Consider the following 20,735-nt stretch of genomic DNA (forward strand, 5'->3'; position numbering starts at 1 on the left):
CCGTTTGGGGCCTGCATGGTGGGGTGACTGAGAGCAGTCAGAGCTTCATGAAGGCCGCGATGGCCTCCTCGGGCGTGGCGATCTGGTCCGCCAGTCCGAGATCGATGCCGCGACCGCCGAGGAAGGTCCCGGCCTGCGTATCGCGGACGGTGCCCGGGTCGAGATCGCGGTTGCGGGCGACCTGGGAGACGAACAGCTCCCCCATCTCATCGATCATGGCCTGCATGCGCTTGCGCGAGCCATCGGTGAGCGGGGTTGTGGGGGCGCCATCAGTCTTCTGGGCGCCATACTGGAAGGTGGTGACAAGGATGCCCGCCTTTTCCAGCGCCTGGGTGATGTCGACATGCATGCCGACACAGCCAATGGAGCCGACGCCGCCCACGCGGGGCACCGTGATGAAATCAGCCGATGAGGCCAGCGCGTAGGCGGCGGAATAGGCGGTATCATCCAGCACGGCCCAGATGGGTTTCTTGCCGCGTGCCGCGTAGATGACATCCGCCGTGTCGGCGCATTCCGACACCGTGCCGCCGGGGCTGTTGATCAGGAGCGCGATTCTGGTCACGTCGGGGTTGTCTAGCGCATCGGCCAGGGATGAGCGGATGGTGCTGTAATAGGTGACACCCGACCATGACCAGCCGCGACCGGGCAGCAGCACGCCGGAGACGGGGATGACGGCGATGCCCTTGTGGATCTCGTAAGGGGTATCGTCATTCACCTTGTCGCCGAAGAAGGATTCAGCCGATGCGCCATCACGGAACAGCCGGGCCATGATGGCCGTGCGGCTGGCCGAGAGCGCCAGCGGCTGGTTGAGCAGCAGGGTAGAGGGGTGCATCAGCTTGCATCCGGTTTCTGTGGTGGTGTGGCGGCCTGGGTGGCGGTCTGGTTCTGGCCGCCGGACCAGTCGGGCGGGGTGAGGCCGCACTCCTGGAACTTGCGGACCTCGACGGCGCGCTGGTCGACATATTCCTCCCAGTCGCCACCGGCGTTTTCCGCCACTTCATTCTCGAGCGTGGACAGGCCCGCATCCATGCCGAGGATTGAGCCCTGCCGTTCGGCCACGGGGTCGAGCCAGCCACGGCCCGGACCGAGCCACCGGCAGCGCGCCAGCGGCGTCTTGATGGCGGCGAAGTAGCGCGCGAGGAAATCAGGCGGGCAGCCGCGTGGCAGCGGCAGGTCGTTCAGCGCCACGCATTCCTCCAGCCACGCGCCCCGGATGCCGGATGCGAAGCCCTTGGAGACGTTCTCACGCCGCCGGAACAGGGTTTTCCAGGCCTCGCCCAGCGCACCGCGTGCCGAGCTGTAATTCACATCCGACCAGTTGTTGCTGACCTGCATGGAGGCCATGCCCGCGCCGGATGCGACATTGCGGAGCATGGCGTTCTCGAACTGCTCGAAATTGGAATCCGGCCGGGCGGCGGACACGGTGCCGATTTTCTCGCCGGGGGCGAGGATCGGCATGCGGGCGTTACCCAGCATGACAGAATTGCCGCCGTGGAAATCCGTGCGCAGGGCCTGATAGCCGCTGACCACCTCATCGCCGCCCAGCGCGTCTTCCACCAGGGCGGGGTCATAGGGTGATTCCACGAACGCGCCGAAAATGGCGTTGATGATGGCGGCATCGAGTTCGGTGCCGTCATACTTGATCAGCATTTTCAGGCGCTGGACCACGGGAGCGAGGATGCCCGCGCCGCCGCGATGCTGGTCAGCGCGCTCGGTCTGGAAGTAGTGGACGATGTTGGCCCGGCCCCAGTCGGTCTCGCGCGGGATGTAATCCCAGATTACGGTATCGGCGGCCTGCATCCAGTCGCCCTGGTGGGCGCGGCAGATGTGGTAGCCGACGGGCGCGCCGTAATCATCGATCTCGACACCGCCCCGGATGTGCTTGAGGTCCCAGTTATACTGGGGATTGGAGAGGCGGTCGGGGTCGATCAGGTGGAAGGCGGTGGCATATTCCGCGCCACCGGCACGCACGCGCTCGGGGATCCAGCAGACCTGCGCCAGGCAGTCGCCATCGATGAGGTGATGGCGGAAGGCCACCCACATCATCTGGGTGAAGGTCAGGCGGCGGCCGGCATCACAGAAGCGGTCTTCATCCTCGGCCCAGCAGCGCCAGTGGGCATCGACCTCGCGCGCCCATTCCTCGGCCCACATGGCATCGAAGCTGTAGCCGGTGCGCACGCGCAGGCTGCGATAGTCGGGCTTGCTGATCGGGCGGAACGTGCCGCCGATGGCGTTGTCCAGCACGCGGGTGATGGCGCCCGAGGCCCAGCCATCGTTGCGCACCAGGTCGCGGATGCGCGAGACGATGCGGTCGCGGTAGACGTTCAGCTCGACATCGGGCGACCAGAGCAGCGGGTTCCATGCCGCCATATGCGGGCTGGTGATGTCCGCCGCATCATACGGGGTCTGGCCGAAACCGCCGGAAAGGGCCGAAGCCCGGCGCGGGCGCGGGCGGGGGCGCTGGACCGGCGGCAGCGGCCTGCCATCCGGCCCGAGTATCCTGACCGTGGGTTGTGTCATCGGTAGATGAACCTGACAGGCCTGCGCCGGTTGGTCCCCAGGGTGGTCTGGAGAAGCTGGATATAGGCGGTGAGGTCGGCCCGGTTGGCCGAGGTGTAGGTGACGGAGCGCGACCCGTTGACCTGTGAGAAGGACACCGAGACTGGCTTGCCGCCGATCATGAGGTCATGCATGGCCTGCTGGGCTGCCGCGAGGTTGGCCTGTAGCTGCTCGCGCGTGAGGCCCGACAGGATGGTCTGCTGCGGCCTGATGGGCGGATAGGCTGTGAATGTCATTCGAGGCGCTTTCGTATGGCGTAGCGAACGGCCTTGCCGATCATGGCTTCGGTGTTCTGGTCGACCGCGTCCTGCACGATCTGCTCGACTGGCAGCACGGCGCGGTAGGTAGGCTGGCGGACAAAGATGAGAATGGGCACCACGTTGCCGGGGCCGATGAGCTTGTAGATGCCCTTGGCCCGGCCGTTCCCTTTCTCGCGGGCGATGAAGTATTCCGAGCGCTGGGCCCGGGCGTTCTGGCCCTTGCGGGCCAGCCGTTTTGCCGTGCGGTCGGTCATGTTCTGCAGCGGGTCCTGCATCAGGCCCAGGCGGCTGAGGATGCGCACGATCTCGCCGCGCTGGATGTTGCCGTAGGCATCGAGCGGCGCGCCGCGACCGGGCACCCAGTACTGGTCGCCCACGATGGGGCGGAGCGCCTTTTCCGATTTCTTCATGGGGCGCGGGCCGCCGAAGATTTCGGGGCGCAGGTAGTCGTAGGCTGCGGTTCCGCCAGGGGCGAAGTCGCGGGTGGCGACCCATGCCGTCTGGTTCTGCGGGGTTGCCGTGCGCACGAAGAAGGCGTTTTTCGTCCACGGCTTGGGGTTGTTGAACACTTCTTCCATGCGGGACTGGACCGCGCGCTTGGCAACGCCTGCCACGCGGTTCAGGCCGTGGGCGATGGCGCCGGGCAGTTCATCCTTCGTGAGCTGGGCGAACGCCTGGAACAGAGCCGAGCCATCGACGGATACCTTGAGATCGAGCGGCATACCCTCTTCCTTGTGGTAATACGAAAATCATACCATTTTTCAGAATGGTAAATCTCTCTTATTCAGTATTTTTGTATATAACACGATGTGCCTTGCCTCATATATTATGACATGCTTCATTCCATACTTAGTTACAGAAGGAAGATTACATGCCAGGAAATAATAAAGGGCTAGACCCACGTGAAGTTCTATCACCTCGGGACAAGTGGGAACTGGTCGACGTTCTGCATGAAGGTCGGTGGTGGTCAATGGCTATAGGTTATTGGACGGATGAAGAAGGGAAGCGTCCTGTTCTGGCCCAGCGATGGAATGGCGATGAGGGGGATAAGGGAAATCCACTTTCTCGCGGCTATCCTACCTGGTTCATACTGCCGAGCGAGACCTACAGTCTTTACTTTGGGAGCGACTTCATACCCAATGATAAAAAATCAAAAGTCATAGATTTCCTTCTTAAGAAGTCATAATTCCTTTCACACAGAATACATGCTCACCGCGCCAACTGGGATGCTAGTCGCTTTCTGCGCTCCTCACGGGATGCGGTTGATGGCTCAGATGTAACAACCTGCGCCACCGCTTTAATTCCGGTCGCCAGGGCGGTGGCGTTTCGTGCCGCCGTCTCTTCCTCCATGGACACGACCAAGGTGTTGACATCCCACGGCGCGGCCCAGCCGGGCGGGCTTTCCCACGGCATGCGGGGGAGGCCGAACAGGAAGGCCATGACGTTGGTCATGGTCATGAGGTCGAGCGCTTCGTTCCGGGCGTTGGGCGATACCTTGGCCCAGCGCCCGTCGCTGGAACGCTGCTCGGCCACCAGCTGGTCGAAGAACGGGTGAGGGGGTTCGGCTGCGCGCAGCGCGGCGGGGAAATGCACGCACCACGGTCCCGGCTCCGCCACCTGCATCTGGGTCGAGGCGGCATCCTTGAAGGCGTTCGGGTTGAACAGGCCGACCGGCACCTCGCCCCGCGCGCCTGCCGTGCGGTCACGGCGCTTGCTCTCGGGGTAGGTCAGGTTCAGAAGCGGGGCGTTGACGCTGCCATTGCCCTTGAGCGGCAGGATGGACCAGGCGTGACGCCCGTCGATGCTGCCGTATTTGCGGGCCGTGCGGCGCTTGCGCGCGCGGCGCCAGGCGTCATAGGTCTGCAGGGTCACGCCTTCCTGCCCGCCACTGTCGAAGCCGATGGCCATGATCTTCATGGCGCGGCCTGAACCGTCGGTCAGGGGGTAGAGCGCATCCTCCAGGCTTTTGAGCATGTCATCCCAGTCGCCGGGGCTGGTCGCGGGATCTGCGGTTACCTTGCGGTAGTCGATGATCCAGCTTTCGCCGCCCACGCCCCAGGCGCGGACGAGGATCTCAAAGCGGTTGCCCTGAATGTCGACCGCAGCCGTGATGAAGCGCGTGCCCTCGGGCACATAGCCGAGGCGCAGGCCGGGTTCGGCGCGGTCGGCCAGGGCTTTGGCATCGAGGTTACCAACCGCCTTTGGTGGCTCAAAGGGTAGCCCCCAGCGCTTGACGGTCACATCCTTCAGCTTCTTGACGGCGTCTTCTTCACCGTTTTCAACAGCACGGCGCGCCTTGGCCATCTCGTATGCAAGGGAACCAATTCCCCCGATGACGAAAGGCGACATAACGCCAGTGATCCAGAAACCGGCAGTTTCTTTGGCGATCAGTTCGCCAGATATGTCTCCGGCTTCATTGATGCTTTGACCTGCACCGACCCATACACCGTCCCGGTTCATGGCGCGTCGCCATTTATCCTCGATCAGCGAACCGCAGGACGGACAGACGAGGCGCGTAGCTTCCTTGATTTCATCCAGGGGCGCGTCCTGCGGCCAGTCCAGTGTCATGACGCGCTCGCCCATGGGATTTGGGGCTGAGTAAGCATTGCAGTTCGGGCAGGGCCAGTACCAGATATGCCTGTCACTATCCCGGTAAAGGGACATGACACCTGCCGTCCATTTTTCCGGCTCGGCACCCGCTGCCATGTCTGGGTGGCTTTCAGCCAGCACCATGGATTCATACATGAACGACTGGCGACGCACGCTGGCCAGTTCATAGGTATTGCCGTCACATGCATCCAGCTCGGTAATGATGATGCGCGGGGCAGATTTCTGAATGAGGTTACGATAACTGGCAGCCAGGAACTGCACCCACATGCCAGAAAATTTCTTGAAGTGCATGGAGTTGTCGCGTGGCAACTTCCCCTGCTTGTCTTTCAGCCGCTTGTGGCTGTCGATCAGCGGATTGATTTCGGCCTTTACATATTCCTCGATCATCGCGTCGGTTGCGCTGTAGACCAGCATATCCGCCGGGTCAGCATCAATGGACTGACACATCCAGTTCTGGCCGATGGCTGTCTTGCCGCTTCGTGCGGGACCAACCACGGCAACCGTCAGGTGGTTCCGGCTGGTAAGCATCCGCATCGGCCCGACCAGGTAGGGGGCCTCATCATGGTTCCACCGACCGACATAGCCACCGCCACGGTTATCGAGATAACGATGTAACGCCGCATAGTCAGCCACATCGATCTGCTCTGGCGGCAGGAAGGCCGCGATGGCGTTCGAGATGATTGTACGCGGATCGACAAACCGGACCTTATCCAAGGAGATCAGGTTGGGGTCCGTCATCATCGGCTTCGTCTACCTTCATATCGTCCAGAACCTTCTGGACAGCTGTGCGCTGCATGTCTGCCAGCTTGCTTTCAGCCTGCCTGATCATGGCATCCGGCCATGACTGTTCGCGTCCAAGCTGGCGAATGAAAACATTGATGTCGCGTCCAAGGCGACCGAACACGGACGTGAACAGGTCCTGTAGCTCCTCGGCATTGACCAGCTTGCCTGCCTCTTTGGCCTGCTTCATCTGCAGGTCCTGCAGGCGTGCCAGATCAAGCCGTTCCTTGATCGGGATCCGCTGGGCGGAAGGCTGAGCAACCGGTTCCGGCCATAACGCCATTTGGAGCTTCATCAACTCGGCGTCACGACCAGCCTCTTTTGCGGCCTCTTCCTCACGGCGCGCCGTCAGGAACGCCAGGACGTCATCAAGATGGAAGGTCCAGCTCACGCCGTTACGGCCGCGTTCGACCACAGGAAACTCTGGCCACCGATCAAGCCAGTTGGTCAGCGTCGGTAGGGAGATACGAAGCCGATTGGCCAGTTCACGTTTATTGACGGTCGGGCGTGGTGCAGTGATGTGATCATCCTGCCGATCAGCATTGTCTGACAACAATACCATTGGAAACACCAAGCCTTTGTAAAATTTATAAAAGTCAGAGACACACCAGGGTGCGAATTACCCCCGGTGGGCTACCCTCCCAGGAGGGACCCACGAGATATGCGTCAGGGCATGTGATTGCGGGTCAGGCAATGCGCCATGCGCATGGGTCGGCGGCATGCAACCGGCAGGAGAGGCGACCAGTCCCGCAACGAAAAACGGCGTGAACCCCGAAGGATGCACGCCGCCTCAACATAACAATCGCTATGCGGCAAAATGGGGAATATGGGAAGTGGAAAATGTAGATTGTGCGATTTTTCTGGCAATGTCCGCTACGGCCAACTGGTGCCATGACTTGGCAGTGTGATGATCAATATGCAGATGATTGGCGATTTTCCGCCACATCCAGCGGTATCGATGCGAGATCGGATGCACGATCAGGCGCAGGCAGACCACCTTGCGCCAGTTCAGCCGGTCATCGCCGATCAGGCCGATCCATGACAGGGCTTCATCCATGCGCGTGATCGCAGCCGAGCCGGGGCGGGGTGGTCGCATGTCCTCGGCCGGGCAGGCGTTGATCCAGTCGAGGTCGGCATCTTCCAGCATCTCGGGCCAGGCCACGCGCACACCGCCGGGTTTCAGGCCATGCGCGGGGAGTGCTGCCAGCGTGCATCCGGCCTCAAACAGCCGCTGGCCGACCACATCGGCCACGGCCAGACCTTCGGGGATGGTAAGGGAAGGCCTCATGCCGCCACCCGTGCGCGGGCGATGAAGTCTTCCCGGCGCGGCTGTGGCGCATCGCTGCCGTTTGCGGCATCCAGCACCCACTGGCGATGCGCTTCCTGATAGGCCGCGTCCGCCGCGAACTCGGCTTCCGTGGTGCAGACCAAGGCAGGAATATCACGTTCAGCGATCGCCTTGGCAACCGCCTTGTTGAAGTAGCCCATATGGTCGATTTTCTGACCGTCCTTGCCCCTCGCACGTTCCCGATCTGCCAGTCGACCAACAACGTCCATGACCAGACGCTCAATTTCGGATGCACTCAGACCTTCGGCCATGCCATCGGCTACCCACTGCCGCACCAATCCCCAGTTGCCACGGTCACGGGCCGGATCGAAACCCGCGCGCTCCCATGCCTTGCGCCCCAAAACCCTGAACACCGCATCCACGTCCTGTGCCGCAGGCTTAGCTTTAAGGTTATTATTAACCTCTAAGCTAAGCTTAGGGTCGTGGGTTTCGCATTGGGTTTCGGTGGCCATGTCTTTTCCTCCTGCAATGCCCATGATAGCGGTGCGCTGGCGCGGATCGTCCTGCGGCTTCGGATTGTGATGTTTTGGCGGCCTTCCGCCCTTTTTGCCGTTCTCCCGCGCGGCCAGCGCCTTGCGTGACGGCATGAGCGCACCCGGAAGCCCGATGGTGCCGACCGTGCGGTCGTGGGTTATCAGTTGGGTTTCCGCGTAGGTTTCCAGATGGGTTACCAGTTCGGTTACATCCATGCGCAAACCGACGGCGGCGATTTCCTCCAGCGTGGGCGCGCCGCCATTGCCGGGCACCAGCACACCGTCGGTTCCATATTCGATGATGTAGGAGATGAGCTGCACCCATATCCCGATGGCGGCATGGCCCAGCGCGCGCAGGCGGATGTTGTGCGTCGCCATCTGGAGCATTTTCTGTTCGGTTGTCACGCGGGCCATGTCAGTAAGCTTTCAGGCGGTAGCCATTCCGGAAGGGTTCCAGAATGTCGAGCTGCACCAGCTGCTCGATTGCGGTGCCGACTTCGGCGGCATCAGCCGCCACAAGCCGGGTGAACTGTTCCCTGTCGGGTGCCGTGCGCACGGGCGCGCGCAGTTCCGGCATGAGATCGGCCGCGTCGGTCAGCTCCAGCCACATGGCGCGGGCTGACAGGCCAAGCAGCCGCCAACGACGGTCCGTCATCAGCACGCGGGCATGTTTTCCGGGGCGTTGACGCGGCGATTTCATTGCAAGGTCATCCTTTCCATCGGCCCCATTGGACGAGGGCTGACAGCAGCCCATAGCCCAGCAGGAAACCGAACATCATCATGAGCGCGGCAGGCCATCTGCCTGTCACCTCACATCCGGCAAGACCGCAGACGGTGCCCAGCAGGGCCGCGCGGCCACAGTCGGCAAGCGATGCCAGTACGCGATACCGCATCATCAGAACTCCGGCGCCGTAATGGTCCAGGCCGGACCGTTTTCGCTCTCATCCACATCGCGGAACCACGTGGTTTCGTCCTGGAACTGGAGCGCGCAGCCGCCGGTGGCGCCGTGGCGGTTCTTGGCAATGAACACGCTGGCCTTGCCCCTGCTGTCGCGCGTGCGCTGGATCAGGCTGGCGCAGCGGGCGCTGTAGGCCTCATCCGTCTCGCGGTCATTGCGGGGGATGTTGCCGTCGCCCAGCTGCTTGTTCAGGTAATAATGGTCGCGGTGCAGGAACAGCACGGTGGCGGCATCCTGCTCCAGCGATCCACTGTCACGCAGGTCGGTCAGTTCCGGCCGCTTGTCCTCGCGCTTGGCACTCTCGCGCGAGAGCTGCGCCAGGGCGAGCACCGGGATCTCCAGCTCACCGGCAAGGTTTTTCAGATCCTTGCTGATTTCCGTCATCTTGTGCGTGAGGTTGAACGAGCGCGAATCAGTCGAGGCACTGAGCAGCCCGACATAATCGACCACGATCAGGTTCAGCCCCTGTTTCGAGCGCTTCATGGCGCGGGCCTGCGTGCGCAGCTCCGCCACCGTGATGCCCGAGCGGTGATCGATGCGCAGCGGCAGGCTGGCGGCGGCGTGCTCGCCTTCCTCCAGCTCGCGCCACTGGTATTCCGCCAGCGGCTCGCGCTGCGTGGTGTCGGCATGGGGCGGAATGTCGTACCGCCGGCCGGTAAAGACCGACAGCGTGGATAGCCCGGCCCACGCCGCACCGGCACGCGCGCCCAGCTGGGCCGCACGCATCTCGCCCGACCAGAACAGCACCGAATTGCCCGCTGCCGCCGAACGCACGGCAATGCCAAGCCCCAGCGCGGTCTTGCCCATGGCGGGCCGCGCGCCAAGCAGCGTCAGGTCACCGGCATGCAGCCCGCCAGTCATGCGGTCGAGCGCCCTGTAACCCCACGTGATGCCCGCAAGCCCATCGCCACGCTCGGCCGCAGCGCGCGCGTTGAGGATGGCCTGACCAATGGCATCACCAATCTGCACCGTGGGCTGGATTTCCACGCTGCCGGACGCGATGCGGGTGATGCGGCTTTCCAGCATTTCCATCAGGGCACTGTCAGGCCGCTCGCCGGGCATGCAGCACAGATCGGCCGTCTCGGCGCATACATCAAACAGGTTGCGCCGGAACCACGCGCTGCGGATGGCAAGGGCATAATCGGCGGCGTTGGTAATGCCCACCATGCTGCCCAGCAGCGTGGCGAACACCTTGGCTGCCGTCATGTCGATGGGCAGCAGCGGGTCATTTTCAAACCGGGGGCGCAGCGTAATCGGATCGGCCACGTTGCCCGCCCAGATCAGCGTGCGCATGGCGGCAAAGATCGCCCCATGCAGCGGCACATAAAAATGCTCGGGCTGGAGGATTTCCTCCACGCGCCCGAACGCTTTGTTATTGGTCAGGATCGCGCCCAGTAGCGCCTGCTCGGCCGGGACGTTGGTGGGGCGCTCGCGCATGGCCGAGCCGAACAGGGGAGCCGAGCCGTTCATGGTTGTTCATCCGTCTTGGCCGGAACAGGGAAGAATGGCTGGTACATGGTGACCGTGACCGGGCGATAGCCCAGTGCCAGCGGCACCGATGTGCCAAGCCCCTTGTGCCCATTCACCGCGTTGGCCAGCGTGCGCATGTTCAGGCCGGTTTTATTGGCCAGTTTCTGCACGCCGCCAGCCTCGCGCACCCGCGCGTTCAGCACGACATACATTTCGGTCGTGGTCAGCATGGGGCCGCTCATGACGAACGCCTCCCGCTACGGAAGGAATACGTCGCGCGCGCCCGGCCCAGATAGGTGCGGCCAGAGGACGTGATGGACACACTGACCTGATTGCTCACGCCCAGCACCTGCATGCGCGAGCGCACCGCGCGGGCCGAGACGCCCATCTTCCGCGCCATGGTGGAAACCGAAACACCCATGCCCGCCAGCTGGCGCAGCATGGGGTCGAGCCTTTCCCAGTCAATCGATATGGCTGGCATCATCTTCTCCTGGCACAGGCCGGGCGCAGGCAGCGCCCTCGGCCCATCAGTGAAACAGGTTCCGGCGCAGCCGAATCTTGAGGCGCGCAATGCGCTCAAGCCGTTCGGTCCTGCGCTCGAGAATGGCGGACTCCCGCAAGGCCCAGGCATCGAGCGTGCCAACGAGCAGGCGGAAAAACTTCAACACGATCCACGCGCGCCCACGGCGCATGACCAGCACCAGGCACACGGGCACGCCGAAAACGGATGCGCTGATCCAGATGTAAAAGGTGTGCGTCACAGCAGGTCCCGCAATGCGGCCTGCCGCTGCCGGATGTTTTCAAGCCGCTGGCGGATCAGGGCATCTTCATGCCGCAGGCGGCTTTCCTCCTGCGCCAGGCGGGCTGCACCCAGCGCGCGCACGGCCTGCCATTCGGCCAGCGTGACCGCACGCACCTCATGGTGCCAGCATGCCCGCACGCGGCGCACGGTAAAGCCAAGCGCACGCGCCACCTCGGCAAAGGCACCAGCCAGCCCGAGCCGGTCGCGGCGCGCGCTGACCTCGGCACTGACAAGATTCTGGAACTCATCGCGCAGCGCATCGGCGCACATCTTAGATCTGGCCTCCCGATCCGGACTGGATGCACCCGCGCGCGCGGGTGAAATGGGCAAAACGTCCGAGCGCTCGGACAAATCGGCCAAAATACCCGCGCGCTCGGACAAAAACGGCAAAATACCCGACACCTCGGACGCCCTCCCTGACATCTTCATGGATGTCAGAGGGGCGTTTCCCTCGGGTAACGAGCAGGGCAGGGAAGGGCAGGCCGCCAGCGCGCTGGACACGCATGGAAAGCTGGCGGCCTGCCCACCCTGAATGGACATGACAAAGCACAGGCATCACTCAGCCACCCTGCGGCACGGCGCGCAGCGGAACAGGAAGCGGCTTTCGGCCACAAACGGCGCCCGGCAGCGAGAGCAGGAGCGTTTGATGCGCTCCTTCTTCACCTTCGGCGCATATTCGGTGCCAAGGGCCTCGGTGATCAGGTTCGAGGCCACATGGTTCGGCCCGCGCCCCTTGCGCCCGCATTGACGCAGATGCGTGAGGCCAAGGAACCCCACGCGGAAATTGACCGCCGAATAGGTCAGCCCCAGCCTGCGCGCGATCTCGGCATAGGGCAGGCCGTCGGCCAGCAGCGGCACCAGTTCGGCCCGCGCCGCATCCCAATCAACCTTCGCGGCCATCAGGTATTCACCGATGAATACCTGCCGTTACCGGCAGACTGGAAATATCCGCCCTTACGGGTCAGCCTATTGTCAGGCCGACCCGCGCGGACCACCATGGAGTCACCACAACCAATCATGGAGGATTCGAGAATGACTTCCGATGCGAAAACAGCCGCAACGCCGGATGCAACGGCACTGGCCGGAACGCTGGTCGGATTGGAACTCGCCATTACAAGTCTCATCGACTTTTACGCGAAGAATGGCGGCCCCTCGCATGCAGCAGTAGCGCAGCACCTGCAGTCAACAGCAGACAAACTGCCCAAACATGCATTGCCCGGAAGCGCACGCGTTCTGGAACGGATTGCCGATGGCGTGATGCACAATCACCCGAAATCATCTGCATGATTTCGTCCTGTATTCGATTGATATAATCGGCAGAAACAGGGGAACCGTCGGTTGCCTCTCCCTGATTACCGGGAAACACGACGGTTGCCGTTTCGATCTGGCGCCGCACTGCATCCCGATTTGACGAAAAGGGATCTTCATGGCTGCCACCATCTCGCGCAGGCATCATCCTCAGTTTGACCAGCGGCTCATCCTGGGCGGCAATCCAGCACACATCCGGCCGACTTTCCGTCGCCCGATAGATCGGCAAACCGTCAACCAGTTCCACGAATTCAAACCGTATGCGGCGCGGGCGGTCGAGTGCGATGTCAGCCCAGAACGCCCGCAACCGCGTGCCCTCGGTCGGGCAGCGCAGATTGAGGGCGTTGCCCCCGGTAGCCGCCTCGGCAAACCAGACAGCCTGCACATCAATGACGCGGATCGCGCTCATGCCGCACCTCGGGTATAAGTGGTTTTGTTACAGTTAAAAGGAAAGAACATGCCCCAAAGCAATGAAACGGAAACGATAAAGAATGCCCTAAGCTGCTCCATTAAGAGGATGCACAGGAAGAAAGACGGCGACTTGAAAGTAACCGTCCAAATACCGCCGGAAGTGTTTACAAAAATTCCGGCACCTAATAGATTGCCATATCTTTCCTGCATATCCATGAAAGCTAATCTTGTGCTTTCAGCAGCTAAGTCAGAGCCAGAAAACCGCCACGCCTTCACAGTAAATAACGCTTTTACTACCATTAAAAGCATATGCTGGCGTAATGCTGTCCGTCGGATTGCCCGCATGCGCCGGAACGCAGACGGAAACCTTGAACTGAAAATCAAGCTGGCCGCAGACCGAGATGCTCCCAGCACGTATTCAGACGTTTGCCTGAACATCGAAGCGAAAGGCGACATCCTGACAGTGGGCATAAAGGAAGGCGACATGATTGATAGAATCCTGGCAGAGGTAGATGCAGCCTGCGACACGGCAATACGCTTTCTCAGTCAGGTGTACGGGGGTCGATAATCAGCAGATCGGAAAACTGGCTCAGCATTCCAGCGCGCGGATCGACCCGAGCGTAAACAGGACCGCCCCTCGTGATGACGAGCACTGTCTCCGGACACTCCAGATCACAGCGCAGCGCCTCGATCTCACGCAGTTTCTCATTGAGAAGGTCCACCTTTGCCTGGGCCAGACCTTTCTCGGCCTTGGCAATTTCAGCTTTCGCAGCGTCTACCCGGTCCAGCGCGCACTGGACCGGGCTTTCGAGAGAAGGGGATTTATCAGTCACGCCGCACCTCGCTCTTGTGTTGTTTCGGGGCCAAAAACATCGGGACGGAGATCATGAAGAGTAAGGCCGGTAATACGTGCAACCTGGCCTAATCGTCCTACGGCAATCTTTCTTTTCCCGGAGCGCCATAACCGGACAGTTTCCGTGGATACCCCTGCCTCTTCAGCTATCTGCCGAGAGGTTAGGACTTTCCGTTTCAGCAGTTCGTCTAGGGCTCTCATATCAGCCTTATCCAACAAAACGTTGGATAAGGCAAGTGCATCTTGTCACGTGAAATGAAAGCGCATGTTTGCCAGACTCTTACACATGAAACGCTCAAGGCACATGACAGCATCAGAGACGCGGTCAGCCTTTGCTGTCCGTCTCCGCATGCTCCGAGAAGCTTATGGTCGTGAGATCGGTATCCCCGGCCTTACGCAGCGAGAATTTGCAGAAATGCTTGGGTTAGAAACAGAGCGATATTCCACTTATGAACGGGGAACACGCGAGCCGCCCCTAAGCGTTTTGGCATCAATCAGAGCGCTAACCAGCGTTAATTTAAATGGCTTAATTGCTGGCGATATCGATAAAGCCGCATAGGGTAATTAAAATGTATATCGAAGATGCTGGCATTGTTTGGAATGCCGATACAAAAGAATTTTTAGTTGGCGAGTGGGATCAAATAAAAGAAAAAACTGAAGAATATCCAAAAAGTTTTTCTTTTAATAGATATAATGGTCAAAATTCTAATTTTAAAAATACAATTTTTATGTATTCAATTATAGAGATGCTCATTATTGATGTCGGCATTGATGGAAAGTCCCTAAATCGAGCACTTATGCAAATTGATGAATATCAAATTACAGCCCAGGCAACCCTTACGAACATAGATACACACGATCTACAAGACCGATTTCTGCCCACAAAAGAAGATAGCATCGATAGCTTACTCAGCATGATTCCCTAATTTGTAAGCGCCCCTTTCTTTCTCCCGGAAGGGGAGAGTCGAACAAAAAGCAGACACTATCCAACATTTTGTTGTTTACATGAAAAACAAAATGTTGGATTAATCTCTCATCATACCACGTGATGGAGGTTTTTCATGCTCACCAAGCTCTATGAGGTTCCGCGCGTAACGCACCGCGATCCATCGATGCCTGGCCTCCCGATCACTGCTATGATTGCATCCAGACAGGGAGGGTCGCATGTCCGAGAAAGTAGGTCAGTCTGGCACATTCGAAATCAGACTGTGCTCAAAGGAAGATGCGACGGAACCGAATTGGGGCGCTACTGGACACGATTTTCGTCTTTGGCGCGCGAAAGAAGCGCTTGCACAAGTGGAAAAGCGCCTGTCATCACAGACCACTACATTATCGGCTTACGAAACACGAACATCGTCGTTACTGGGCTGGTTGAGTGCCGAGGCATTAGCTACGGTCGGCGCAGTTATTTCTCGAACGGGCGGCCTAGATGCATCGCATTGGGAAACCACCAAGATATGGATGCTAGGTTCTGTCGGCTTTATATTACCAATGGTAATATCAGCCATTTACCTATCTCGTGTTTTCAAGAAAAAAGTGTGGACCGTTGTAGGCGCGGATGCCGAGTGGCTTATGCAGGACTGGGACAATCCCAGCGAAGTAGAATGTATCGAGAGTATTGTTTCGGTCTATCTCGATGGTGTTCAAGAAAACGAAACCGTTCTGGATTACTCAATGAAAAAATTACAAAGAGGACGGGCATGGTTTTTGCTCACACCCGTCCTCGGAGCGATCTGGTCTGCTATCGTTATTTCTTGGACGTTGCACCGCTAGAGACTGGTTTAGGGGGGACGGGCTTCGGCGCTGAATCTCCTACCATGCCACCACGATTGGTTGTGGGACGCCTTGGAGCTGCGGACGGGGCCATAGGTGGTTTTACCATAAGTTTCCTCATCGAGTCTGTACAACCCCGATGATGGAGAGTGCGGGGATGGCTGACAACAGCCGTTCCCGCATTTGAAACCAGACATTCCAATTTTCAAGCTGTTCGCGCTCCCCCGCATCGCCGGGCCTGTTGACCCGCGTCCAGTAATGGAGAATTTCCATGTCCAAAATCACGATCATTCCCATCAGGAGAGGCCCGCTAGCAGGCACCCCTGATGCCCTGCAGGACATAATCGTCCGCCGCCAGATGGCCGAAAGCGCCGTGTTGAATGCCCTGCCGCGCCAGGGCGCGGGCATTGCCCTGCTCATGTCCGAACGCCGCGCCCTGCGTGCCGCTACAGCCGAACTTAACCGGCAGATGGATGCCGAGGAAGCGGAACTCAACCGCATTGCCCGCCGCCATGTGTCCCACCACCTCACCAGCACCGGGCGAGGTGTGGCATGACGCAGGACTTCACGCCCATCCCGCCCAGCCATCTTGTCGGCCTGTTGGCCAGCAGGGATCAGGATGCGGCCATCAACATGCACCAGCAGTTCCGCACCAACTTCATGGCGGCCGAGACCTACCGCCAGCAGGGCAGCCTGACCGCAGCCCGCTTCGCCGCCCGCATTGCCGATGCGCGACTGGAAGACCTTGAGCGCATCGTGATGACCCCGTTCATGGCCGAAGGCCCCGAGATCGAGGCCGACCTGTACCGCAAGGCGCAGGCGGGGAGGGTGCAGTCGTGATCCAGATCCCCGCTCACCAGGTCAACCGCATCCGCGATCATCTGCCCACCGTGCCGGAAGTCATAGCCTGCACGGCGCTGTGCTGCGTGGTGTGGGGTGGCCTTGTCCTGATCGTGCTGGAGGCCCTGCCATGATGGAAACCCGCCAGCTCGATCTTGTCGACTACCTTGCAGGCATCTCCGTGCCGCCTGCGGCAGCACCGCAGATCAACCCGCTCGATCTGCTTCCACGCCGCCCCAAGGCATGGGAGCGCCTGGTCGCCCACGTTCCGGCCGAGGATGTCCGCATCAGCATCTCCACGACCTGGACCCGGGTTGTGATGGAGCAGCTGCGCGAGGACGGGCGCGGTGACCTGCTGTTCGCCACCGGCAAGATCAGATCCGACGACGTGCCGCCCGACCTCATCTGGCCCGAGCCCTGCCGCCTGATCCTGATGACAGCCGCCAGCGCCATCCGCATCCACGAACGCTGGTGCCTGGAGGAAGCCCCCGGCACCGGCCTCACCAACACCTTCCGCTTTGCCCAGCAGCACGCCGACCGGACAGCCGTGTCGCAGCAGCTGCGTGCGCTGGCAGAGGAACAGTCATGACCGAGATGAAAATAGAGGTCGCGTCCACCATCGGGATTGCCTTTATCCCGATAGCCTGCGCAGCCGGGATGGCGTGTTTCGGCATCCCGCACGACGACAATTTCAGCAACCCGGACTACGCCGCGTGCCGGCGGCGGGGCAACGCTGTCCAGGATTGTATGCGGCATGTGCGAACGAGGCCCACCATCCGCGTCCGGACAGCGGGAGGCGTGGCATGAGCCAGACCAGAATGCCGATGCATCCTGTGCCCATCCCGTCCTGCAAAGACGTGGAAACAGCCGCCTGCATCCGAAACCTCGAAGATGGCAGTGATCTGGACTGGTCAACCTTCAACAGCAGGTTGCTGCCCGAAGGCGAATGGACGGACGTGGTCCGCCGCACCGACATGGAGGCGCAGGTCGCCGCGCTCAACAACAGGATAGAGCAGCTCAAAATCTGTCTGGCCAATATCCGCGCAACCTGCCTGCAGGCAGCCGAAGGACCGACGCCAGCCAACAGCATGGTCGCCGCTGGCATGAGAGCCATGCGCCTGGCCGATGCGGCCCTGAACGGGGAGGGGCGGGCATGAGCGACCTTGCCAGCCATCCGATCCTGCAGGGCCTCGAGTTCGGGCGCGAGATCTACAGCATCGAGATCCACGGCAACGGCCGGGGCGATTACGTGGGCATCGTGCGCGAGGATGATGGCCCGTGCTGCATCGTATTCCGTGGCCCGCTGGTGACCGAAGGCGGCCGCAAGCTCATCCGCGCACGCGGTACGCAGGCATGGATCAAGGAGGGGAGCCATGAGTGAGGCCTGGATACCGCGCGGCTTGCGGGTTGAGCAGGCCGCGCTTTACGTCGGGCTATCGGTCAGCACGTTTCTTGCCCAGGTGGCACCCCAGGTGCCTCCCGTCAAATTGACGGTTAGGCGGCAGATATGGTTGCGCGAGGACCTTGACCGCTGGCTTGACGTGCGTGCCGGGCGTACTGGTGCTGCGCGCGAGGAGCTTGGAGGCAACGCATACGAGCAACTGATGGGTGGTTATGGGACGCGTTGATCTGCCCTATGTCGATACAGTAAAGGCGAAGGGGAAGACCTATTATTACTATCGCAGGGGGAAGTTGCGGCGGAGGATCAAGGGCAACCCCGAGGACCCGCTCTTCCATCAGGAATACGCCCGCCTTCACCATGCTGCCCTTCATGCCGAAGTCAAAGCTGACAACAGGCCACGAGTTACTCCGGGCTCTCTCGCAGCCCTGATCGCAGCCTATCGGGCATCACCCGAGTGGTATGGGACCGCGCCCGCCACGAAAGTGGATTACGCCAAGGCCCTTGCACCGCTTGAAAGTGAGTTTGGCCATCTATCTATCGCTGAAATGCCTCGCAAATTCGTCTTTTGGCTGCGTGATCGCTACGCAACCAGGCCGGGTGAAACAGAACATTCTGCACCGGTGCCTACGCCTAGGCGAGCCAACCGCATTGTCACAGTCCTGTCTATTTTGCTGAGTTGGGCCGTCAACCGCGAATGGCGGCCAGACAACCCGGCCCAGCGAGTGCCTAAACTGAAAACGGGCGAGGGCTATCGCGCGTGGTCGGATAGCGAACTGGATAAGATGCTCAGAGCCCGAACGACGACGGTTGATATCCGGACGGCCGTAGTTCTGGCCTTCACCACGGGGCAGCGAGGGCAGGACCTGATCCAGATGAAATGGTCAGATTATGATGGGGAGGGGATTTATGTTGTCCAGCTCAAGACCAATGCGCGCGTGTGGATACCGCTTCATGAGCGTGCCCGCGAGATGCTGAACGCAATGCCACGGCATAATGCAGAAACAATTCTGACCAGGGCAGATGGCAGACCATGGAAAATCGATCATTTCCGGCATGAGATGGGCAGGCAGATCCGTGCGGCTGGACTGAAGGGAATCGTCACGCACGGCCTGCGTGCCACAGCCGCCAAGTGGATGGCTGAAGCTGGATGCTCGGAGCGAGAAATCATGTCGATCACCGGGCACACCAGCTCGGCCATGGTCGGTCGCTATGTGCGCGAAGCGAGCCAGAAACGCCAGGCGCGAAGTGCGGCAACAAAGGTGGCCGAGTATCGCTTGAAACAGGGGATTGCCAAACCGGGGGAAAATGGAGTGCCAAACCACAGCAAAGCAGAGGCTGCTAGTGACCCTGAAAAAGCATAAAAAATGTAGGGAAATCAATCCTAACGCAGATGGTAGCGGTGGACGGATTTGAACCGCCGACCAAGGGATTATGATTCCCCTGCTCTACCGCTGAGCTACACCGCCATCGCGTTAGGATGAGAGCGAGATACCCGCGCTTATGGGGCAAGTCAACCCGTGTTTTCGCATTCGATTGCAAAACACATAAAAAAGCCCCGGATTTGGTACATCCACCCGATAGGGGGTACTAAGGCAGACCCACCCCCTAAAACGGCAACAACCAGCAAAAGGCTGCGCATCCTTCGTGAAAACCGAATTCCTTACACTTCTGACCCAGATCAGGCACCTGTTCGGATGGCTGCCGGGACTGCTGTCCTCCATCCTCATGCTGTGTGTGGCCGGGCTGGTGGCGGAAATGTTCAGCCGGTTCATCACGAAACTCATCGTGCGCATACCGGGGCAGAAGCGCGGGGCCTTCGTGCGTTCGTTCACCATGGCCATGCAGCGCCCGGTGCGCATCATGCTGGTCATCGTGTTTGTCGGCACCGCGCTGCCGGTGTCGGGCCTGCCGTATGATATCATGCAGGCCACCACCCACGCGCTGGTGGTGCTGTTCGTGCTCATGCTGGGTTATGCCGCCGTGGTGGCCACCCGCATCCTGTCCGATGCCTACCTCAAGCGCATCAACGGCAAGGATGACAAGGACGACATCCTGCTGCGCACCCACATGACACAGGTGCGCGTGCTGCGCCGCACGAGCGACCTGCTGATCGGCCTGCTCACCATAGGGGCCGCACTCATGACATTCGAGCCGGTGCGGCAGTACGGGCTGAGCCTGTTCGCCTCTGCCGGTGCGGCATCGCTGGTCGTGGGTCTGGCCGCCCGCCCGCTGCTGACCAACCTGTTCGCGGGTATGCAGATCGCCATGACCCAGCCCATCCGCATGGAAGACCTCATCATCATCAACGGGGACTGGGCATGGGTGGAGGAAATCACCTCCACCTATGTCGTGCTGCGGGTGTGGGACTGGCGGCGGCATATCGTGCCGATCTCGTATTTTCTTGAAAACACGTTCCAGAACTGGACCCATAATTCGGCAGCGCTGATCGGGGTGGTGTTCCTGCATCTTGATTTCAACGCGCCGATGGACCGCATCCGCGAGCGCCTGCGCGAGATCGTGCATTCAGCACCATTGTGGGATGGCAAGGAATTCGCCGTTCAGGTAGCCGACTGCAATGCTCAGGTCATGACCGTGCGCGTGATTGCCAGCGCGCGCTCGGCCATGCAGAGCTGGGATCTGCGGTGCGAAATTCGCGAACAGATCATCGCCTTCCTGCGTGATGAATGCCCCGAGGCGCTGCCGCGTGAGCGCCTGTCGCATGTGGCATCCACCTCGGGGCTGGATGTGATGACGGACCCGGCCACGCTGTCGCCCCCGGTCAGGCGGCCACCGCCGGGGGCCTATCTTGGCCCGCGCAATGGCGCGGGTGGTGGTGGCATGGGGCACAGCGATGGCGGGCAGGGCCATGGCTGAGCCCATGCAGGCCG

General features: G+C 60.7%; 34 protein-coding genes and 1 tRNA gene. 15 read left to right on the forward strand and 20 right to left on the reverse strand.

Going from position 1 to position 20,735, the window contains the following annotated elements; all coding sequences use genetic code 11:
* Window positions 1-37 precede the first annotated feature (37 nt).
* The 15 genes from GXY01S_RS06070 to GXY01S_RS06145 all read right to left on the reverse strand — a co-directional run bounded on the left by GXY01S_RS06070 (window position 38) and on the right by GXY01S_RS06145 (window position 11,530).
* The gene (locus tag GXY01S_RS06070) at window positions 38-832 is read right to left on the reverse strand and encodes a S49 family peptidase (RefSeq protein WP_061273098.1); all 795 of its coding nucleotides are present in this window, start codon (window positions 830-832) and stop codon (window positions 38-40) included.
* Window positions 832-2,520, reverse strand: a complete 1,689-nt coding sequence (locus tag GXY01S_RS06075; protein WP_061273100.1) for a phage portal protein — start codon at window positions 2,518-2,520, stop codon at window positions 832-834. The genes GXY01S_RS06070 and GXY01S_RS06075 overlap by 1 nt, the downstream gene beginning before the upstream one ends.
* Window positions 2,517-2,795 carry a gpW family head-tail joining protein gene (gpW, locus tag GXY01S_RS06080; protein ID WP_061273103.1) on the reverse strand — a complete coding sequence of 93 codons (279 nt, stop codon included), beginning with the start codon at window positions 2,793-2,795 and terminating at the stop codon, window positions 2,517-2,519. The genes GXY01S_RS06075 and gpW overlap by 4 nt, the downstream gene beginning before the upstream one ends.
* Window positions 2,792-3,541 carry a hypothetical protein gene (locus GXY01S_RS06085; protein WP_061273105.1) on the reverse strand — a complete coding sequence of 250 codons (750 nt, stop codon included), beginning with the start codon at window positions 3,539-3,541 and terminating at the stop codon, window positions 2,792-2,794. The genes gpW and GXY01S_RS06085 overlap by 4 nt, the downstream gene beginning before the upstream one ends.
* Before the next feature lie 487 nt (window positions 3,542-4,028).
* A complete protein-coding gene (locus GXY01S_RS06095; RefSeq protein WP_061273111.1) occupies window positions 4,029-6,170 on the reverse strand; it encodes a terminase gpA endonuclease subunit in 2,142 nt (713 codons plus the stop codon).
* Window positions 6,136-6,771 (reverse strand): hypothetical protein, encoded by a 636-nt coding sequence (locus tag GXY01S_RS06100; protein WP_061273113.1) that lies wholly within the window; start codon window positions 6,769-6,771, stop codon window positions 6,136-6,138. Before GXY01S_RS06100 ends, GXY01S_RS06095 begins: the two co-directional genes overlap by 35 nt.
* A gap of 243 nt (window positions 6,772-7,014) precedes the next feature.
* Window positions 7,015-7,497 carry a DUF6362 family protein gene (locus tag GXY01S_RS06105; RefSeq protein ID WP_061273115.1) on the reverse strand — a complete coding sequence of 161 codons (483 nt, stop codon included), beginning with the start codon at window positions 7,495-7,497 and terminating at the stop codon, window positions 7,015-7,017.
* On the reverse strand, window positions 7,494-8,444 hold the full coding sequence (locus GXY01S_RS06110; protein ID WP_061273117.1) for a hypothetical protein: 951 nt from the start codon (window positions 8,442-8,444) through the stop codon (window positions 7,494-7,496). The genes GXY01S_RS06105 and GXY01S_RS06110 overlap by 4 nt, the downstream gene beginning before the upstream one ends.
* A 1-nt stretch (window position 8,445) precedes the next feature.
* Window positions 8,446-8,730 carry a hypothetical protein gene (locus tag GXY01S_RS06115; RefSeq protein ID WP_061273119.1) on the reverse strand — a complete coding sequence of 95 codons (285 nt, stop codon included), beginning with the start codon at window positions 8,728-8,730 and terminating at the stop codon, window positions 8,446-8,448.
* A 7-nt stretch (window positions 8,731-8,737) separates the two neighbouring features.
* Entirely contained in the window at window positions 8,738-8,926 is a 189-nt protein-coding gene (locus GXY01S_RS06120) for a hypothetical protein (protein ID WP_061273122.1), read from the reverse strand.
* Window positions 8,926-10,458 carry a replicative DNA helicase gene (locus GXY01S_RS06125; RefSeq protein WP_061273125.1) on the reverse strand — a complete coding sequence of 511 codons (1,533 nt, stop codon included), beginning with the start codon at window positions 10,456-10,458 and terminating at the stop codon, window positions 8,926-8,928. Before GXY01S_RS06125 ends, GXY01S_RS06120 begins: the two co-directional genes overlap by 1 nt.
* Window positions 10,455-10,700, reverse strand: a complete 246-nt coding sequence (locus GXY01S_RS06130) for a hypothetical protein (RefSeq protein ID WP_082770741.1) — start codon at window positions 10,698-10,700, stop codon at window positions 10,455-10,457. Before GXY01S_RS06130 ends, GXY01S_RS06125 begins: the two co-directional genes overlap by 4 nt.
* On the reverse strand, window positions 10,697-10,942 hold the full coding sequence (locus GXY01S_RS06135; protein WP_061273131.1) for a hypothetical protein: 246 nt from the start codon (window positions 10,940-10,942) through the stop codon (window positions 10,697-10,699). The genes GXY01S_RS06130 and GXY01S_RS06135 overlap by 4 nt, the downstream gene beginning before the upstream one ends.
* Before the next feature lie 43 nt (window positions 10,943-10,985).
* On the reverse strand, window positions 10,986-11,219 hold the full coding sequence (locus tag GXY01S_RS06140) for a hypothetical protein (RefSeq protein WP_061273133.1): 234 nt from the start codon (window positions 11,217-11,219) through the stop codon (window positions 10,986-10,988).
* The gene (locus tag GXY01S_RS06145) at window positions 11,216-11,530 is read right to left on the reverse strand and encodes a hypothetical protein (protein ID WP_061273136.1); all 315 of its coding nucleotides are present in this window, start codon (window positions 11,528-11,530) and stop codon (window positions 11,216-11,218) included. Before GXY01S_RS06145 ends, GXY01S_RS06140 begins: the two co-directional genes overlap by 4 nt.
* A 52-nt stretch (window positions 11,531-11,582) precedes the next feature.
* Here GXY01S_RS06145 and GXY01S_RS17990 point away from each other — a divergent pair, with 52 nt between their 5' ends.
* On the forward strand, window positions 11,583-11,792 hold the full coding sequence (locus tag GXY01S_RS17990; RefSeq protein WP_061273138.1) for a hypothetical protein: 210 nt from the start codon (window positions 11,583-11,585) through the stop codon (window positions 11,790-11,792).
* Between the two features lie 23 nt (window positions 11,793-11,815).
* Here GXY01S_RS17990 and GXY01S_RS06155 read toward each other — a convergent pair whose 3' ends face one another.
* Window positions 11,816-12,160, reverse strand: coding sequence for a helix-turn-helix domain-containing protein (locus tag GXY01S_RS06155; protein ID WP_061273140.1), 345 nt, complete (start codon window positions 12,158-12,160; stop codon window positions 11,816-11,818).
* A 220-nt stretch (window positions 12,161-12,380) separates the two neighbouring features.
* A complete protein-coding gene (locus GXY01S_RS06160) occupies window positions 12,381-12,977 on the reverse strand; it encodes a hypothetical protein (protein ID WP_061273143.1) in 597 nt (198 codons plus the stop codon).
* Window positions 12,978-13,025: 48 nt separating this feature from the next.
* Between GXY01S_RS06160 and GXY01S_RS17995 the strand changes: the two genes are divergently transcribed.
* On the forward strand, window positions 13,026-13,547 hold the full coding sequence (locus GXY01S_RS17995; RefSeq protein WP_156470291.1) for a hypothetical protein: 522 nt from the start codon (window positions 13,026-13,028) through the stop codon (window positions 13,545-13,547).
* On the opposite strand, the gene GXY01S_RS06175 is transcribed toward GXY01S_RS17995, so the two are convergent.
* Window positions 13,522-13,812 (reverse strand): hypothetical protein, encoded by a 291-nt coding sequence (locus GXY01S_RS06175; RefSeq protein ID WP_061273152.1) that lies wholly within the window; start codon window positions 13,810-13,812, stop codon window positions 13,522-13,524. The genes GXY01S_RS17995 and GXY01S_RS06175 overlap by 26 nt on opposite strands.
* Complete coding sequence (locus GXY01S_RS19180; RefSeq protein WP_146222751.1) at window positions 13,809-14,033, reverse strand: helix-turn-helix domain-containing protein; 225 nt, start codon at window positions 14,031-14,033, stop codon at window positions 13,809-13,811. The genes GXY01S_RS06175 and GXY01S_RS19180 overlap by 4 nt, the downstream gene beginning before the upstream one ends.
* Before the next feature lie 103 nt (window positions 14,034-14,136).
* Here GXY01S_RS19180 and GXY01S_RS19185 point away from each other — a divergent pair, with 103 nt between their 5' ends.
* The 12 genes from GXY01S_RS19185 to GXY01S_RS06220 all read left to right on the forward strand — a co-directional run bounded on the left by GXY01S_RS19185 (window position 14,137) and on the right by GXY01S_RS06220 (window position 19,208).
* Window positions 14,137-14,391 carry a helix-turn-helix domain-containing protein gene (locus tag GXY01S_RS19185; protein ID WP_370664428.1) on the forward strand — a complete coding sequence of 85 codons (255 nt, stop codon included), beginning with the start codon at window positions 14,137-14,139 and terminating at the stop codon, window positions 14,389-14,391.
* Window positions 14,392-14,401: 10 nt separating this feature from the next.
* Window positions 14,402-14,758, forward strand: coding sequence for a hypothetical protein (locus GXY01S_RS18000; RefSeq protein WP_146222752.1), 357 nt, complete (start codon window positions 14,402-14,404; stop codon window positions 14,756-14,758).
* 238 nt (window positions 14,759-14,996) lie between these two features.
* Entirely contained in the window at window positions 14,997-15,605 is a 609-nt protein-coding gene (locus tag GXY01S_RS18005; protein WP_146222753.1) for a hypothetical protein, read from the forward strand.
* 271 nt (window positions 15,606-15,876) lie between these two features.
* A complete protein-coding gene (locus GXY01S_RS06185) occupies window positions 15,877-16,161 on the forward strand; it encodes a hypothetical protein (protein WP_061273158.1) in 285 nt (94 codons plus the stop codon).
* A complete protein-coding gene (locus tag GXY01S_RS06190; protein WP_061273160.1) occupies window positions 16,158-16,445 on the forward strand; it encodes a hypothetical protein in 288 nt (95 codons plus the stop codon). The genes GXY01S_RS06185 and GXY01S_RS06190 overlap by 4 nt, the downstream gene beginning before the upstream one ends.
* A complete protein-coding gene (locus GXY01S_RS18500) occupies window positions 16,442-16,579 on the forward strand; it encodes a hypothetical protein (RefSeq protein WP_169797730.1) in 138 nt (45 codons plus the stop codon). The genes GXY01S_RS06190 and GXY01S_RS18500 overlap by 4 nt, the downstream gene beginning before the upstream one ends.
* Complete coding sequence (locus tag GXY01S_RS06195; protein ID WP_255210372.1) at window positions 16,576-17,034, forward strand: hypothetical protein; 459 nt, start codon at window positions 16,576-16,578, stop codon at window positions 17,032-17,034. Before GXY01S_RS18500 ends, GXY01S_RS06195 begins: the two co-directional genes overlap by 4 nt.
* Window positions 17,031-17,252: a hypothetical protein gene (locus tag GXY01S_RS06200; RefSeq protein ID WP_146222754.1), complete on the forward strand. Its 222-nt coding sequence runs from the start codon at window positions 17,031-17,033 to the stop codon at window positions 17,250-17,252. The genes GXY01S_RS06195 and GXY01S_RS06200 overlap by 4 nt, the downstream gene beginning before the upstream one ends.
* Complete coding sequence (locus GXY01S_RS06205; protein WP_146222755.1) at window positions 17,249-17,602, forward strand: hypothetical protein; 354 nt, start codon at window positions 17,249-17,251, stop codon at window positions 17,600-17,602. The genes GXY01S_RS06200 and GXY01S_RS06205 overlap by 4 nt, the downstream gene beginning before the upstream one ends.
* Window positions 17,599-17,826 carry a hypothetical protein gene (locus GXY01S_RS06210; protein ID WP_061273170.1) on the forward strand — a complete coding sequence of 76 codons (228 nt, stop codon included), beginning with the start codon at window positions 17,599-17,601 and terminating at the stop codon, window positions 17,824-17,826. The genes GXY01S_RS06205 and GXY01S_RS06210 overlap by 4 nt, the downstream gene beginning before the upstream one ends.
* Window positions 17,819-18,073 (forward strand): helix-turn-helix transcriptional regulator, encoded by a 255-nt coding sequence (locus tag GXY01S_RS06215; protein WP_061273173.1) that lies wholly within the window; start codon window positions 17,819-17,821, stop codon window positions 18,071-18,073. The genes GXY01S_RS06210 and GXY01S_RS06215 overlap by 8 nt, the downstream gene beginning before the upstream one ends.
* On the forward strand, window positions 18,060-19,208 hold the full coding sequence (locus GXY01S_RS06220) for a tyrosine-type recombinase/integrase (RefSeq protein ID WP_061273175.1): 1,149 nt from the start codon (window positions 18,060-18,062) through the stop codon (window positions 19,206-19,208). The genes GXY01S_RS06215 and GXY01S_RS06220 overlap by 14 nt, the downstream gene beginning before the upstream one ends.
* 30 nt (window positions 19,209-19,238) lie before the next feature.
* Here the strand turns inward: GXY01S_RS06220 and GXY01S_RS06225 are convergent.
* Window positions 19,239-19,313 (reverse strand) — tRNA-Met (locus tag GXY01S_RS06225).
* A gap of 178 nt (window positions 19,314-19,491) precedes the next feature.
* Between GXY01S_RS06225 and GXY01S_RS06230 the strand changes: the two genes are divergently transcribed.
* Complete coding sequence (locus tag GXY01S_RS06230) at window positions 19,492-20,721, forward strand: mechanosensitive ion channel family protein (protein WP_061273178.1); 1,230 nt, start codon at window positions 19,492-19,494, stop codon at window positions 20,719-20,721.
* The last annotated feature ends 14 nt before the right edge of the window (window positions 20,722-20,735 follow it).

This window comes from Komagataeibacter xylinus NBRC 15237 (assembly GCF_001571345.1).
Taxonomy (GTDB): Bacteria; Pseudomonadota; Alphaproteobacteria; order Acetobacterales; family Acetobacteraceae; genus Komagataeibacter; species Komagataeibacter xylinus.